A 14,697-nucleotide genomic window follows, 5' to 3' on the forward strand; every position below is an offset into this window, starting at 1 on the left:
GAAGATAGGTATAGCTATATTTATTTATTATAATTTAAATCCTAAAACTATAATGTCATGACACTTTTTCCACATTCGTATTTGGTCATGTTCTTGATATCCAATTATAGTGAAAGATTATCAATATTTTAAGTTTGACATTTATACGGTATTGCCGGCTTTAGTATTCACCATTGCAATATGGTTCATCTATACTATTGAAGTTAAATACAATTTCAATTTTACAGATTTAGGTATAAGACCTGGCAAATTGAGTGGATTAAAAGGAGTTGTTTTTAGTCCATTTATTCATGCAGATCTTGGGCATTTATGGAGTAATACTGTACCGTCATTGGTATTGATTACAGGACTATGCTATTTTTACAGAAATATAAGTTTGAAGGTATTATTGTTAGGCTTATTCTTCAGTGGTATTATGACATGGGTAATCGGTAGGCCATCATATCATATTGGTGCGAGTAGTTTGATTTATTTATTAGCCAGCTTTTTGTTTTTTAAAGGAGTATTCACAAAGCATTATAGAATGCTTGCCTTAAGTTTTGTAGTTGCTTTTTTTTACGGTAGCATGGTTTGGTATGTTTTACCATTAAAAACAGGCATTTCTTGGGAAGGTCATTTAAGTGGTGGAGTAGTAGGTTTACTACTTGCCATTATTACTAAAAATAAGTTGCCTGAAAAAAAGAAATATCAATGGGAAACCGCAGACTTCAATGCCAGCGACGATCCTTTCATGCGTCAATTTGATGAGGATGGTAATTTTTTTGAATTAGAAGAGGAAGAATAGGAGTTACCTTATCCTTGCTGTCTTACAATTTCATATAGTATAGCTCCGCAGGCAACAGATACATTGAGTGATGCAATATCACCTTTCATAGGTAGTTTAATTGGTTCATCAATTACCTTTAATGTTGAAGGGTTAATACCACGGTCTTCACTTCCCATAACTAGTGCTATTGAATGGTTAAGATCGACATCATAGATTACTTTAGCTGATTTTTCAGTTGCACCTATCGTTGTTATTCCATAAGCCTTCATTAGGAATACCGCATCCTTTATATGTGCTACTTTACAAATAGGAATATTAAAAACAGCTCCAGCACTTGTTTTAATTGTTGCTGGATTAATCGGAGCAGATCCGCTTTCTCCTATAATAATAGCGCTAACACCAGTACACTCTGCGGTTCTAATAATAGCACCAAAATTACGTACATCCGTTACACCATCTAGTAATAGGTATATTTCTTTGGATTCAACATTACGTTTTTCTAGTATATCTTCTAATGAGGCAAAATCTACCGGAGAAATAGAGGCTACAGCACCTTGGTGATTTCCATAGCTGGATATTTTATCTAGTTTTTCTACAGGTACAAATGAGTTAGTGATTTTATGCTTGTTAACAAGTGTTTTAAGTTGTCCCATTAAAACACCTTCAGCTTCACGTAATAAATAGATTTTACCTAAGTTTTGTCCACTTTCGATGGCTTCTATAATCGCTCTTAAACCGTAAATGTATGTAGTCTTTTCCATGTTACAAATGTATGTAAATAAAAAACGCCCCAACCAATGGTTGAGGCGTTTTGAAAATTTAATTCTCTTGATTAAGAATTATTGCTTTACTAATTGAATTGAAACCTGTGTAGGTGGTCCACAATCTCCTAAAGAATCATCAGTGAAATTTGCAATGAATGTAGCATCGTCACTTCCGTCAAATGAGCCGTTACCAGCAAAAGCATCAGGTGATCCTAATTCAATGTTTGCAGGTGTTGCAGCACATCCTACTAATGCGTCTTGACCGTCAGTCCATACTACTTCGTCACAGATTAAAGCCATTTCCCATGTTATCGTTGAAAAATCACCTAAGTCTGGACCCCATGGTGCAGCAAATGTTCTAATTGATGGGTTAGCACCAACTCTTAATTCAACAGCTTTCATAGCACCAAAAGTAGGGATACCGAATGCATTTGTGTTTAAGTGATTGATAACGTAATCACCAGTGAAAGTCACTCCATCATCAAATGGACAAAACGCAAATGTAGAAAACGATAATTGCTGAGTTCTATTTGTAAATTGAATAGGCTCTCCATCAGGATAAGTTCCCTCTACTCCATCGAGGTTTAATACTAATGTTTCTGGTCCAGAGAAGTTCATCTCAGGATTAGTTGTTAATATAGCTGTTCCTTCATAAGATCCAGCTGGTATAACAACATTACCTAATGTATAGTCAGTATATGTACTAGATGGATCAACAGATATATTAACTGTTCTATCGACATCAGCAGTTTCAGATATACCAACTTTTACTTCAAAATCCAAAGTAACATCTGGAGCAACAGCTAAAGGGTTACTTGCGCTATTGTTGAATTGTATTGCAGTTTCACCACCATTAAAGTAGTTATCTGATCTCTCTTCTTCACAGCTTACTGCAAAAATTGCCAAGGCAGCAAGACCTAATATTTTTATATTTTTCATCATTATTTTATTTTGAATTAGTACCCAGGGTTTTGATCACTTTCCTGAATAGCATTATTGGCGTCAATCTCAGTTTGTGGAATTGGTAACGTAAAACGTCCAGATGATATTGCTAAATTACAAGGCGTAGATAAAGCTGCACAATCTGCAGGATCTCTTACGATATCAGTGTTAGTTCTTTTCAAGTCATAAACTCTATGACCTTCATAAGCTAATTCTAATCTTCTCTCTCTTGCAATATCTAATAAAGCTTCATTTAAATCTGCGTAAGCAGGAGTTCCGATTGCAGATCCGCGTGCAGCACGAATAAGTGCGATATCAGCAGCTGCGTCACCATCAGTGTCGTTACCGTCTAATTTTGCATTAGCTTCAGCACGAATCAAAAACATCTCAGATGTTCTCAATATTTTGTGGTCATGTAATGCTTGGTTAGCTCTTGATCTACCAACGTATTTACCAACTGGGAAATCATTTCCTGAAACAGCAGGATCAGTAATGTCAGTTTCAAAATCTAATAGTAAAGGAAATCTTACATCAGCATTACTGGATGCTAAAATACCACCTGTACCAAATACTAAATCATCCGACACTTCAAAAAAGATATCATTATTTGTATCTGTAAATAAAGTACCTATAGCGCCATCATTGGTATCTTTTTCAATTGAAAAGATTGCTTCTCCTGTTAAATCATCTGTTCTAAAAAGAGAATCATATTCAGCTTGACCGCTAATTGGCACAGCATTAATTGCCGCTGTAGCATTAGCAACTGCTGCTGTTAAACTAGCAGTAGTGTTCTCGTATAATCCAACTCTTGCTTGGAAAGCATCGATAGCCGCTAGAGTGATTCTATATTTATTATCAGCTGTTGGGTCAATTAAACTCTCAGCTAACGCAAAATCTGCATTGATTTGAGTTAACATTTCACCAGCAGTATTTCTACCTAAATAAGTTACATTATTCTGGTCAAAAATAATCACTTGGTCTACCACTATAGCAGATGGTGAACTTGGGTTATCATACTCAGGCGTAAATGCTCTAAATAATTCAAAGTGCATCCAACCACGAAGAGCATAGGCCTCAGCTAATAATTGATTTTTACGATCATCTTCACTAGGTAACGCAACTCTTTCAATGTCAACAATTAATCTGTTAACTTGATCAATAACATTGTAGGCACTGTTCCATAATGTACCAGGTAATCCATCTGTTGAATCTAACTGCCATGTGTGTTCCTGGATACCTTGTCCACGATTACCGTTTCCTAATTTTAGGTTGTCTCCGGCATAAGCGTTAAACTGTATTGGACTAGCAGATGGTACTACTTCGTAAGAACCTACAAGAAGTCTTTCAGCATCATCTAAATTAGTAATTGCTCCATCGGCTTCAATAATGAAGTCACGATCAAAGTCATAGGCATTCTCGCATGAAACTGCGACAGCCACAAGACCTATTAATAAATATTTAAGTTTTTTCATCATTTCTTTTTTTTAAAAGTTTACATCTATACCAAAAGTATATTGTCTTGGCGTAGGGTACTCGAATTGAGCAATATTATTGTTGTCTTCTGGGTCAAATCCGGTCCATTCTGTGAATGTAAGTAAGTTAACTCCTTGAGCATAAATTCTAATACCTTCAATGAAACCAATCTTATTAATTACATTTTCATTAAAATTATATGCTAAAGTTACATTTCTTAAACGTAAGAATGATGCATCTTCAATATCCTTAGAAGAGAATTCTCTTTCAAAAGCAGCACCTTGTATATCTGTGATATCTCCTGGGTTTTGCCAAATTTGTAACATTTCAGTTGACTGGTTGAATCCATAGAAATTTGGATTTTCAACAAAGAAAGTCTGGTTGTTGAAACGAGAGAAATCTTTTGAGAATACCCAAAGATTAGAGAAAGTGAAACCTTTGTAGCTCATATCAAATCCAAATCCACCAGTATATAGTGGTTCAGATTGACCAAATCCTGTTTTATTATTAGATGCAGAGTATACATTAGTAATGTTACCATCTAAATCACGATAAAGTGGTTCACCATTTGAAGGGTTTACACCAGCCCATTCTACTATATAGTGAGATCCTATAGCTTCACCTACACGTATAATAGAAGTTCCTTGCTCAAATTGATTTACTTGATCTCCTAGATCTGTAATTTCATTCTTGTTGTATGCAATATTTCCGTTTAACGTCATACTAAATCCATCAGGATTTGAAGAGTCTGGACGAACTAGATCATATTGTAGCGCAAGTTCAACACCCTTATTAACTAAGTTACCACCATTAACTTGAACAGAAGTATCTCCAAAATAAGCAGGTAATGTAAAGTTGATAAATAAGTCTTCAGTTTTCTTATTATAAACATCAATACTACCACCTAATCTACTATCAAATAAATCAAAATCTAAACCAACGTTCAATTGATTTGTAGATTCCCATGTCAAAGATTCATTAGCAATACCACCTTGGAACAATGGACGAGTACCAGAATAAGAAGTTCCAGTACCTAATTGTTGAATACCTTGTGTTTGACCTATAGAACGTTCGTTACCAGCAGAACCATAAGAAGCTCTTAACTTTAAGTTGTCAACCCAATTTACATCTTTCATGAAGTCTTCACGATTAATATTCCAACGTCCAGATACGGCATAGAATGTAGCACTGTTATTAGCTTCAGTAAACCTAGATGATTTATCATTTCTCAATGAAACTTGTGCACCATACTTTCCTTCATAGTCATAAGTTGCAGTTCCAAACACAGAGAATAGCCCTGTTATTAAGTTACCACCTCTAGTTGCAGGTATAAGCTCGTTATCAGGTGTACCAGCAGTTATAGCTCCGGCAAAACCAAATAAACTAGGCTCAAGTCCATAACCAGTGAATCCTTGACTTCTGAAAAAGTTTTTAACGTATTCTGTTCCTATAGATCCAGTCACAGTATGCTTTTCATTAAATGTTTTTCCATATCTTAAAGATGCAGTAGATGTTAAGAATAAATCACGATTAGTATCTTCTCTGTAAAATCCAGCTCCACCAGGAGTTTCTGTTCCACCGATAAAAGAGTCAGGTGCTGAACCTCCTTGGGAGAAGTCATCCTCAAAGTCAAGACCTAAGCGGTAATCAATACCCCAATTATCATTAAGTTCATATGCCAAGTTTCCTTGAATTTGCATCTTAACTTCTTCTTGTCTTTGTATACCAGTAGTCAATAATTCATAATAATTTGCAGCATTATTCCCTGTACCGGTTAATAGGTTTCCATTGTCATCTCTTAGACGTTGTAATGGATTACCTAAATATGCATAAATAGCAGGATTTCTTAAGTTAACCGCACCTTCTTGTGGTACAAAATTTCTTTTAGAGAAACCAATCGTCGTACCTAAACCAATTTTAAGATTATCGTTTGCTTGATGATCAAGATTTAATCTTGTTGTAAAACGTTGCAAATCAGAAGTAAGTATTACACCTTCTTGTTCATAATAACCAACAGAGGCAAAAAATGATGTTTTTTCACTACCACCAGACATACTCATGTTTTGAGTAAGTGTTGTTCCTGTTCTATAAAATGGTTCAGACCAATCCATTCCATTAGCAGCAACTTCAGCAGCAATTTGCTCATCTGTAAAGTTGTTATTTCCAAGGATTCTACCTAATTCTAGGTAGCCAGTTGCATCTAACATATCAATTTTTAAATCACTAACTTCAGAGAAACCAAATTGAGAGCTGTAAGAAAATCTTGTTGGCGAATTTAATTTACCCCTTTTAGTGGTAATTACGATAACCCCAGCAGCACCACGAGAACCATATAAGGCAGTTGCCTGTGCATCTTTAAGGATACTTACATTTTCAAAATCATTGGCGTTTAAAGAAGCAAATGCACCTCCGTCAATTTGTACTCCATCAACGATGTATAATGGATCATTTGCACCGTTAATAGAAACAGTTCCACGAATTCTAACCTTAGCAGCAGTACCAGGTTGTCCTGAACCAGAGTTAATTAATAGACCAGGTGCTCTTCCTTGAAGAATTTGTTCAAATGATGCTATTGGCACATTTTGAAGATCTTCAGAGCTAACTGTAGATATTGCAGATTGTAGCTTAGGCTTAGTTGTAGTACCATAAGCAGTTACAATAACAACATCAAGTGACTCTTCCATAACAACGTTGATAACATTGTTGTTTCCGACAGTAATCTCTTGCGGTGTGTAACCGGCAAATGAGTATACCAGCACTTGGCCGCTAGTCGCATTGATAGAATAATTTCCATCAAAATCTGTAGTAGTAGCGTTTGAACTACCTTTCACAAGTACGGTCGCCCCTAGGACAGCTTCACCTGTTGCATCAGTAACCTTACCAGTCACTGTTTGTGCAATAGCAAATTGCACAACTAACGCTAAGAACAGCGTTAAAATTCCATTTAATTTTGTTTTCATTTTTGATTTATTTGAATTAGCCAAAGCCAAAAGTCACAAATAATAGTTAATAAAACAACTTTTATCCTATCAAATTATGCAATTATTTAAGTGATAGTTAACATTTAGGTAACATTCTAAAATATTATTTGCATGTTTAAATGTGCTACTGTGCTGGAAAAGTCCATGTTAGCTCCAGAGAAAGTGCCATTCGCGATACTTAATTTTAAAATTCCTGACTGTGTTAAAATTGCAGCACCAAATCCAATTCCATATATATTTTGCGTTTTATTGGTAGTGTAATCCTCGAAAATAGCGTAATCCAAGATGCTGTGTAGGTAAATTCCGCTACTTATTCTGTGTCTGTACTCTGTGTTCAGTGAGAGAAAAGAAGAAGTATCTATACTGTTTTGATTAAATCCTCTTATGCTATTAGAGCCACCGACTTGAAAGAGTTCGTTAAATAAGATATTATTGCTTCCTAAAAATTTAATGTGATTTTCTAGATGAATACTTTGCTTTTTATCTATGTATAAGTTTTTGTGAATAGTTGAAGTGATAAGTGTTTGTCTGTTTGTATTAGACTCTATTGTTCGATTACCGATACTAATCTGAATTTCTGCTAAGATATCGCTCAAAAAAATATCCTCTTTCGCAGGTTTTTGATGGTTTAAGTTTAAAACGAGATTGTCACTTTTGCTATTGTTGTTTGTGATGTTGATTTCTTGTACTGTCGAGTTCTTTTTATTATAAGATAATCCGATATTCATTTGTGGTGTTAATGCATAAAAAAGCCCTGTAGTGATCGTTGTGTTTTGGTAGGTGCTATCTCTTCTAAGTAAATTTAGTCCAGCAGTTATCCCTAAATTTGATTTTAGTATATATGGGAACTCCGTGTTAATATCTAATCTGGTTTGGTCATCATTATCACCTCTGTATAGAATTGTTAATTTTTCACCGTTGTTTAGGTTATTGTATAATGTTAAATCGATATATCCATTGAGTTCTAATTTACCGTTATCAGAATTATTAAACCCTATTAATCCATCTGCTGAATTACTGTTTTTTTTCTTTAAATAAATATATACGAACGTTGAGTCTTTTTTGAAAAGTATTTCAGGTTCTTTGACTATTGTGGTAAAAGGTATCTGCTTAAATGCTGACTTAACTTTAACAATATTGCTTTGATTGAATACTAGATTCTGATTTGTAATTTTTCTTATGTATTTCTCAGGGAATTGATCATAACCCTTAATTATTATTTTATCTATTTTTCTTTTTTTATTAATTGATAGATTTATATTAAGGGTGATAGTATCTTCTTCTTTTGTTTCAAATTCATTTGCTTGAATCTTTAGAAATGAGAATCCATTATTAGAAATAAAACGATGTAGTTCTTTTAGTTTCTCTTCGACTTCTTCAAAGTTGTAAAAATTTTCACCACGCTTTCGCGAAAGCATTACCTCAACTAAACTATCTATTTCTTTGTTTAAAGGATTTGCGATAATTTCGATTGTCTTAACTCTTTTATTGAGTTCTATTTTTTGTTGGTACTTAAATTCATCTGTTTTTTGAAGAGGCTGGGGTAGTAGGTTTACATAGCCTTTTTGATTAAGTTGGTTGATTAAGCTGTCGTTATATTTTTTTAAAGCTTTAAAATTTGGGAAAGATTTATTTTTGGAAATGCTGTCTAAGATTATTTGTTCGCTGGTTTGGCTTGCCTTGTATTTCAATAGCAATGTTTGTGCAGTGCTATTACAGAAAGATAGTAGATAAATAATAAGGACGATTTTCTTATTCAAAAAAACAGGTTTTATAGATAACGATATGGTAAAATAACGTCTTTAAATGTGAGTTTCTTGTCTGTTAGGAAAAAGATATTGTAAAAACTTGAAACTGAGGTTTGAATAACTCAATTTTATTTATACCTTTGCCGACCCTAAAATAGGGGATTAATTTATTAGCGTAAAACAATATGCCAACGATTTCACAATTAGTACGTAAAGGAAGAGCCAAAATAACCAAGAAGAGTAAATCGGCTGCTTTAGATTCTTGTCCTCAACGTCGTGGAGTATGTACTCGTGTTTACACAACTACACCTAAGAAGCCTAACTCAGCAATGAGAAAGGTGGCAAGGGTTAGACTTACCAATGGTAAGGAAGTGAATGCTTACATCCCAGGAGAAGGACACAATCTACAAGAGCACTCGATAGTATTGGTTAGAGGTGGAAGGGTAAAAGATTTGCCAGGAGTTAGATATCATATAGTGCGCGGTGCACTGGACACAGCAGGTGTTGCAGGCCGTACACAACGTAGATCTAAGTATGGTGCAAAACGCCCTAAGAAGTAAAATTTTTTAAGTTAACAAGCTATACTCAGTTTGTGAGCTTTAATTAACAACTCAAAGAGAAGAAATGAGAAAAAGACAGGCCAAGAAACGTCCTATCCTTCCGGATCCACGTTTTAACGACCAGCTAGTGACCCGTTTTGTGAACATGATGATGTTACACGGAAAGAAGTCAACAGCTTTTAAACTTTTTTATGATGCTATTGACATTGTAGAAGAGAAAAAACAAGACGACGAGAAAACCGCGCTTGAATTATGGAAAGATGCATTATCAAATGTAATGCCTCATGTTGAAGTACGTAGTCGCCGTGTTGGTGGAGCTACTTTTCAAATTCCAATGCAGATTCGTCCAGACAGAAAGATATCTACTGCTATGAAGTGGTTGATAGGTTATTCACGTAAGCGTAATGAGAAAAGTTTTTCTCAAAAATTAGCTTCTGAAATCCTAGCTGCTTCAAAAGAAGAAGGTGCTGCTGTTAAGAAGAAGACAGATACTCACAAGATGGCCGAGGCAAACAAGGCATTCTCTCACTTTAGATTCTAAGAAATAATGGCTAGAGATTTAAAATACACAAGAAATATAGGTATTGCTGCTCATATTGATGCAGGAAAAACTACTACTACGGAACGTATTCTTTATTACACTGGAGTTTCTCACAAAATCGGTGAGGTTCATGATGGTGCTGCGACTATGGATTGGATGGAGCAGGAGCAAGAGCGTGGTATTACTATCACATCTGCTGCTACTACTTGTACTTGGAAGTTTCCTTTAGAAAATGCAAAGCCGCTACCAGAAACTAAAGATTATCATTTTAATATTATAGACACTCCTGGTCACGTTGACTTTACTGTAGAAGTAAATAGGTCTTTACGTGTTCTTGATGGTTTAGTATTCTTATTTAGTGCTGTTGATGGTGTAGAGCCTCAATCAGAAACTAATTGGAGACTTGCTGATAATTATAAAGTTCCACGTATTGGTTTCGTGAATAAAATGGATCGTCAAGGTTCTAATTTTCTTGCTGTATGTCAGCAAGTAAAGGATATGTTGAAATCAAACGCTGTGCCGATTGTTTTAAATATTGGAGATGAGGCGGATTTTAAAGGTATCGTAGATTTAGTTAAAAACCGTGCTATTGTATGGCATGATAATACTCAAGGGTCAACATTTGATGTGATTGATATCCCTGAGGATATGAAGGCAGAGGCTAAGAAATATCGTGCACTTCTTATTGAAGAGGTTGCTGCTTACGATGAGAATTTATTAGAGAAATTCATGGAAGATGAGGACTCTATTACTGAGGATGAAGTGCATGCTGCTCTTCGTGCTGCTGTGATGGATATGTCTATCATCCCTATGATTTGTGGTTCTGCATTCAAAAATAAAGGTGTTCAGTTTTTATTAGATGCTGTTTGTCGTTATTTGCCTTCTCCTACGGATAAAGAAGGTATCAAAGGAATCAATCCAGATACTGAAAAAGAAGAATTACGTAAACCTGATGTAAAAGAGCCATTTGCTGCATTAGCATTTAAGATTGCTACTGATCCTTTTGTTGGTCGTTTAGCTTTCTTCCGTGCATATTCTGGTCGTTTAGATGCTGGATCTTATATCTTGAATAATCGTTCAGGTAAAAAAGAGCGTATCTCTCGTATTTATCAGATGCACTCTAATAAACAGAACGCTATTGACTTTATTGAGGCAGGTGATATCGGTGCCGCAGTAGGTTTTAAAGATATTAAAACTGGTGATACAATGTCGGATGAGAAGCATCCTATTGTTTTGGAATCTATGGACTTCCCTGATCCGGTAATTGGTATTGCGGTTGAGCCTAAAACTAAGGCAGATGTTGATAAGATGGGTATGGCGTTAGCTAAACTAGCGGAGGAAGATCCAACATTCCAAGTGAGAACTGATGAGGCTTCTGGTCAAACAATTATTTCTGGGATGGGTGAGTTGCACTTAGATATTATCGTTGATCGTATGCGTCGCGAGTTTAAGGTTGAGCTTAATCAAGGAGCGCCACAAGTTGAATATAAGGAAGCTATTACAAGAGCTGCAGATCACAGAGAGACTTATAAGAAGCAATCTGGTGGTCGTGGTAAATTTGGTGATATTGTTTTTACTATCGAGCCTGCTGAAGAAAATGAAGAAGGTAAAGTAGAAGAAGGGTTACAATTTATTAATAAGATTAAAGGTGGTAACGTTCCTAAGGAATTTATCCCTGCTATTGAGAAAGGTTTCCGTGAGGCTATGAAGGCAGGACCTCTTGCAGGTTTTGAGATGGATAGTATGCGTGTTACTCTTACGGATGGTTCTTTTCACCCAGTAGATTCTGATGCTCTTTCCTTTGAATTAGCTGCTAGAATGGGTTATAAAGCCTCTGCAAAATCTGCTGGAGCTGTTATACTTGAGCCTATTATGAAACTTGAAGTTATTACTCCTGAAGAAAATATGGGTGATATTGTAGGTGACTTAAACCGTCGTCGTGGACAGGTTAATGATATGGGTGATCGTGCAGGTGCAAAGGTTGTGAAGGCTGAAGTGCCGTTATCTGAAATGTTTGGTTATGTAACTACATTACGTACTCTTTCATCAGGTCGTGCAACATCAACAATGGAATTTTCACACTATGCTGAAACTCCTTCTAACATTAGTGAAGAAGTAATCGCAGCAGCTAAAGGTGCAACAAACTAATTTTCAAAAGATGAGTCAAAAAATCAGAATAAAGTTAAAGTCTTACGATTACATGCTGGTAGATAAGTCTGCTGAAAAAATCGTTAAAACAGTAAAGAGTACAGGTGCTGTGGTAACTGGTCCAATTCCATTACCAACTCACAAGAAAATCTTTACAGTATTAAGGTCTCCTCACGTTAATAAAAAATCACGTGAACAATTCCAATTAAGCTCTTACAAGAGGTTGTTAGATATTTATAGTTCATCTAGCAAAACTATTGATGCTTTAATGAAGTTGGAGTTACCAAGTGGTGTTGAAGTTGAGATTAAAGTGTAATAAAAAAGTTTTATTAAATCACGCTTTCGCGAAAGCGTGATTTAATGAATAACATTAATATAATAAATAATAATTATGTCTGGGTTAATAGGAAGAAAAATCGGAATGACTAGCATTTATGATGAGAATGGTAAGAATATGCCATGTACGATCATAGAGGCAGGTCCTTGCGTTGTTACCCAAGTCAGAACTGAAGAAGTGGACGGCTATGCTGCCCTTCAACTTGGTTTCGATGACAAATCAGACAAAAACGCATCTAAAGCGGCTCAAGGTCACTTTAAGAAAGCGGGAACTGGTGTCAAGAGAAAAGTTGTAGAATTTCAAGGTTTTGATGAGGTTTACAAATTAGGAGATGCAATCTCTGTTGATATATTCACTGAAGGTGAGTTTATAGATGTATCAGGAACATCGAAGGGTAAAGGTTTCCAAGGTGTTGTAAAACGCCATGGATTTGCTGGAGTTGGTCAAGCCACTCATGGTCAGCATAACCGTTTACGTGCACCAGGATCTATTGGTGCGGCGTCTTATCCTGCTCGTGTATTTAAAGGAATGCGCATGGCTGGACAGATGGGTAATACAAAAGTTAAAGTTGAAAATTTAAGAGTTCTTAAAGTAGTTCCGGAAAAAAATCTTTTAGTGGTTAAAGGATGTGTACCTGGACATAAGAATGCTTATGTAATCTTACAGAAGTAATGAAGGTATCAGTTATAGACATTAAAGGAAAAGAAACTGGACGTCAGGTTGAATTATCTGATAGCATTTTCGCAATTGAGCCTAATGATCACGCGATTTATTTAGATGTTAAGCAATATCTAGCAAATCAGCGTCAAGGAACTCACAAGGCTAAGCAACGTGCTGAAATTACTGGTAGTACCCGTAAGATTAAGAAGCAAAAAGGAACTGGTACAGCAAGAGCTGGATCTATAAAGTCAGGTGTTTTTAGAGGTGGTGGACGTATGTTCGGTCCTGTTCCTAGAGATTATTCTTTTAAATTAAATAAAGGTCAGAAGCGATTAGCTCGTAAATCTGTTTTGAGTCAGAAGATGGCTGAAGGTAATTTGCATATCGTTGAAGACTTTAATTTTGAGGCTCCAAAAACTAAGAATTTTATAGATGTTTTGAAGTCTTTAGGATTAGATAATAAAAAATCTCTTTTTGTGTTGGGTGGTTCAAATAATAATGTATATTTGTCTTCTCGAAATTTCAAGGGTTCTGAAGTGGTAACTAACTCAGAATTAAACACTTACAAAATTTTACATGCTAATAGTGTTGTAGTGTTGGAGAGCTCATTAGAAGGAATCGAGGAAACTTTAAGCAAATAGGTTATGAATATCTTAATAAAACCAATCATTACAGAAAAAGCTACTAGTGATAGTGAGTTATTGAATCGTTATGGGTTTGAGGTTATGCCTAACGCTAATAAGATTCAAATTAAAAATGCGGTTGAGGCTACATATGGTGTTACTGTTACTAAGGTAAGAACTATGAATGTACGTGTTGAGCGTAAAACAAAGTTTACAAAATCAGGGATGCAAATTGGTAAAACTAAAGCTAGTAAAAAAGCTTTTGTACAATTGCAAGATGGAGATACCATCGACCTTTATAGTAATATATAAATAATACAGACAAAAGATGTCAGTTAGAAAATTAAAACCTGTTACTCCTGGACAGCGATTTAGAGTTGTTAATGGCTATGATGCCATAACGACTGATAAGCCGGAAAAGAGTTTACTCGCTCCGAAAAAACGTTCAGGTGGTCGTAATGCTAGTGGTCGTATGACTATGCGTTACAAAGGTGGTGGTCATAAGAGGCGCTACCGTATTATAGACTTTAAAAGAGATAAGCAAGGAGTGCCTGCTACAATCGCGTCTATAGAGTATGATCCGAATAGGACTGCTTTTATTGCTTTAGTGAATTATCAAGATGGAGAAAAGCGTTATGTTATAGCTCAGAATGGTTTGCAAGTTGGTCAGAATATAGTTTCTGGTAACTCTGTGTCTCCTGAGGTTGGTAATGCTATGAAATTATCGAGTATTCCTTTGGGTAGTATTATTAGTTGTATCGAGTTGCATCCTGGTCAGGGAGCTGTTATTGCTCGTAGTGCTGGTTCATTTGCTCAGTTAATGGCAAGGGATGGTAAGTATGCAACTGTTAAAATGCCTTCTGGTGAGACAAGATTAGTTTTGCAAGAGTGTTTAGCTACAATTGGCGCTGTTTCAAATAGCGATCACCAATTGGTGGTTAGTGGTAAGGCTGGTAGATCACGATGGTTAGGTAGAAGGCCTCGAACACGTCCTGTTGTTATGAATCCTGTCGATCACCCTATGGGTGGTGGTGAAGGTAAGTCTTCAGGTGGTCATCCACGTTCTCGTAACGGTATACCTGCTAAGGGTTATCGTACTCGTGACAAGAATAAAGCTAGTACTCAATATATTTTAGAACGTAGAAAGAAATAAT

General features: G+C 35.7%; 14 protein-coding genes. 9 read left to right on the plus strand and 5 right to left on the minus strand.

The window, feature by feature from the left end; genetic code table 11:
* Window positions 1-109 precede the first annotated feature (109 nt).
* A complete protein-coding gene (locus tag ACJJVI_RS01095; RefSeq protein WP_042247890.1) occupies window positions 110-784 on the plus strand; it encodes a rhomboid family intramembrane serine protease in 675 nt (224 codons plus the stop codon).
* An 8-nt stretch (window positions 785-792) separates the two neighbouring features.
* On the opposite strand, the gene rlmB is transcribed toward ACJJVI_RS01095, so the two are convergent.
* The 5 genes from rlmB to ACJJVI_RS01120 form a co-directional block, all read right to left on the minus strand.
* Entirely contained in the window at window positions 793-1,527 is a 735-nt protein-coding gene (gene rlmB, locus ACJJVI_RS01100; protein WP_036580296.1) for a 23S rRNA (guanosine(2251)-2'-O)-methyltransferase RlmB, read from the minus strand.
* 78 nt (window positions 1,528-1,605) lie between these two features.
* Complete coding sequence (locus ACJJVI_RS01105) at window positions 1,606-2,469, minus strand: hypothetical protein (protein WP_042247896.1); 864 nt, start codon at window positions 2,467-2,469, stop codon at window positions 1,606-1,608.
* Window positions 2,470-2,486: 17 nt separating this feature from the next.
* Window positions 2,487-3,944: a RagB/SusD family nutrient uptake outer membrane protein gene (locus ACJJVI_RS01110; protein ID WP_348021476.1), complete on the minus strand. Its 1,458-nt coding sequence runs from the start codon at window positions 3,942-3,944 to the stop codon at window positions 2,487-2,489.
* Window positions 3,945-3,956: 12 nt separating this feature from the next.
* Complete coding sequence (locus ACJJVI_RS01115; RefSeq protein WP_348021477.1) at window positions 3,957-6,905, minus strand: TonB-dependent receptor; 2,949 nt, start codon at window positions 6,903-6,905, stop codon at window positions 3,957-3,959.
* Window positions 6,906-7,021: 116 nt separating this feature from the next.
* Window positions 7,022-8,686 (minus strand): ShlB/FhaC/HecB family hemolysin secretion/activation protein, encoded by a 1,665-nt coding sequence (locus tag ACJJVI_RS01120; protein WP_405349847.1) that lies wholly within the window; start codon window positions 8,684-8,686, stop codon window positions 7,022-7,024.
* Between the two features lie 173 nt (window positions 8,687-8,859).
* Between ACJJVI_RS01120 and rpsL the strand changes: the two genes are divergently transcribed.
* The 8 genes from rpsL to rplB all read left to right on the plus strand — a co-directional run bounded on the left by rpsL (window position 8,860) and on the right by rplB (window position 14,696).
* Window positions 8,860-9,234, plus strand: a complete 375-nt coding sequence (gene rpsL, locus ACJJVI_RS01125; RefSeq protein WP_006795815.1) for a 30S ribosomal protein S12 — start codon at window positions 8,860-8,862, stop codon at window positions 9,232-9,234.
* A gap of 64 nt (window positions 9,235-9,298) precedes the next feature.
* On the plus strand, window positions 9,299-9,775 hold the full coding sequence (rpsG, locus tag ACJJVI_RS01130) for a 30S ribosomal protein S7 (protein ID WP_006795814.1): 477 nt from the start codon (window positions 9,299-9,301) through the stop codon (window positions 9,773-9,775).
* Window positions 9,776-9,781: 6 nt separating this feature from the next.
* Window positions 9,782-11,923, plus strand: coding sequence for an elongation factor G (gene fusA, locus ACJJVI_RS01135; RefSeq protein WP_036580308.1), 2,142 nt, complete (start codon window positions 9,782-9,784; stop codon window positions 11,921-11,923).
* Between the two features lie 10 nt (window positions 11,924-11,933).
* Window positions 11,934-12,239 carry a 30S ribosomal protein S10 gene (gene rpsJ / locus ACJJVI_RS01140; RefSeq protein ID WP_006795812.1) on the plus strand — a complete coding sequence of 102 codons (306 nt, stop codon included), beginning with the start codon at window positions 11,934-11,936 and terminating at the stop codon, window positions 12,237-12,239.
* Between the two features lie 75 nt (window positions 12,240-12,314).
* Window positions 12,315-12,932 (plus strand): 50S ribosomal protein L3, encoded by a 618-nt coding sequence (rplC, locus tag ACJJVI_RS01145; RefSeq protein WP_042247915.1) that lies wholly within the window; start codon window positions 12,315-12,317, stop codon window positions 12,930-12,932.
* Window positions 12,932-13,561, plus strand: a complete 630-nt coding sequence (gene rplD, locus ACJJVI_RS01150; protein WP_036580313.1) for a 50S ribosomal protein L4 — start codon at window positions 12,932-12,934, stop codon at window positions 13,559-13,561. Before rplC ends, rplD begins: the two co-directional genes overlap by 1 nt.
* Before the next feature lie 3 nt (window positions 13,562-13,564).
* Window positions 13,565-13,855 carry a 50S ribosomal protein L23 gene (gene rplW / locus ACJJVI_RS01155; protein WP_036580315.1) on the plus strand — a complete coding sequence of 97 codons (291 nt, stop codon included), beginning with the start codon at window positions 13,565-13,567 and terminating at the stop codon, window positions 13,853-13,855.
* A 16-nt stretch (window positions 13,856-13,871) separates the two neighbouring features.
* Window positions 13,872-14,696: a 50S ribosomal protein L2 gene (gene rplB / locus ACJJVI_RS01160; RefSeq protein WP_405349851.1), complete on the plus strand. Its 825-nt coding sequence runs from the start codon at window positions 13,872-13,874 to the stop codon at window positions 14,694-14,696.
* Window position 14,697: the final 1 nt, after the last annotated feature.

Source organism: Nonlabens sp. Asnod3-H03 (genome assembly GCF_045063665.1).
Lineage (GTDB): Bacteria > Bacteroidota > Bacteroidia > Flavobacteriales > Flavobacteriaceae > Nonlabens > Nonlabens ulvanivorans.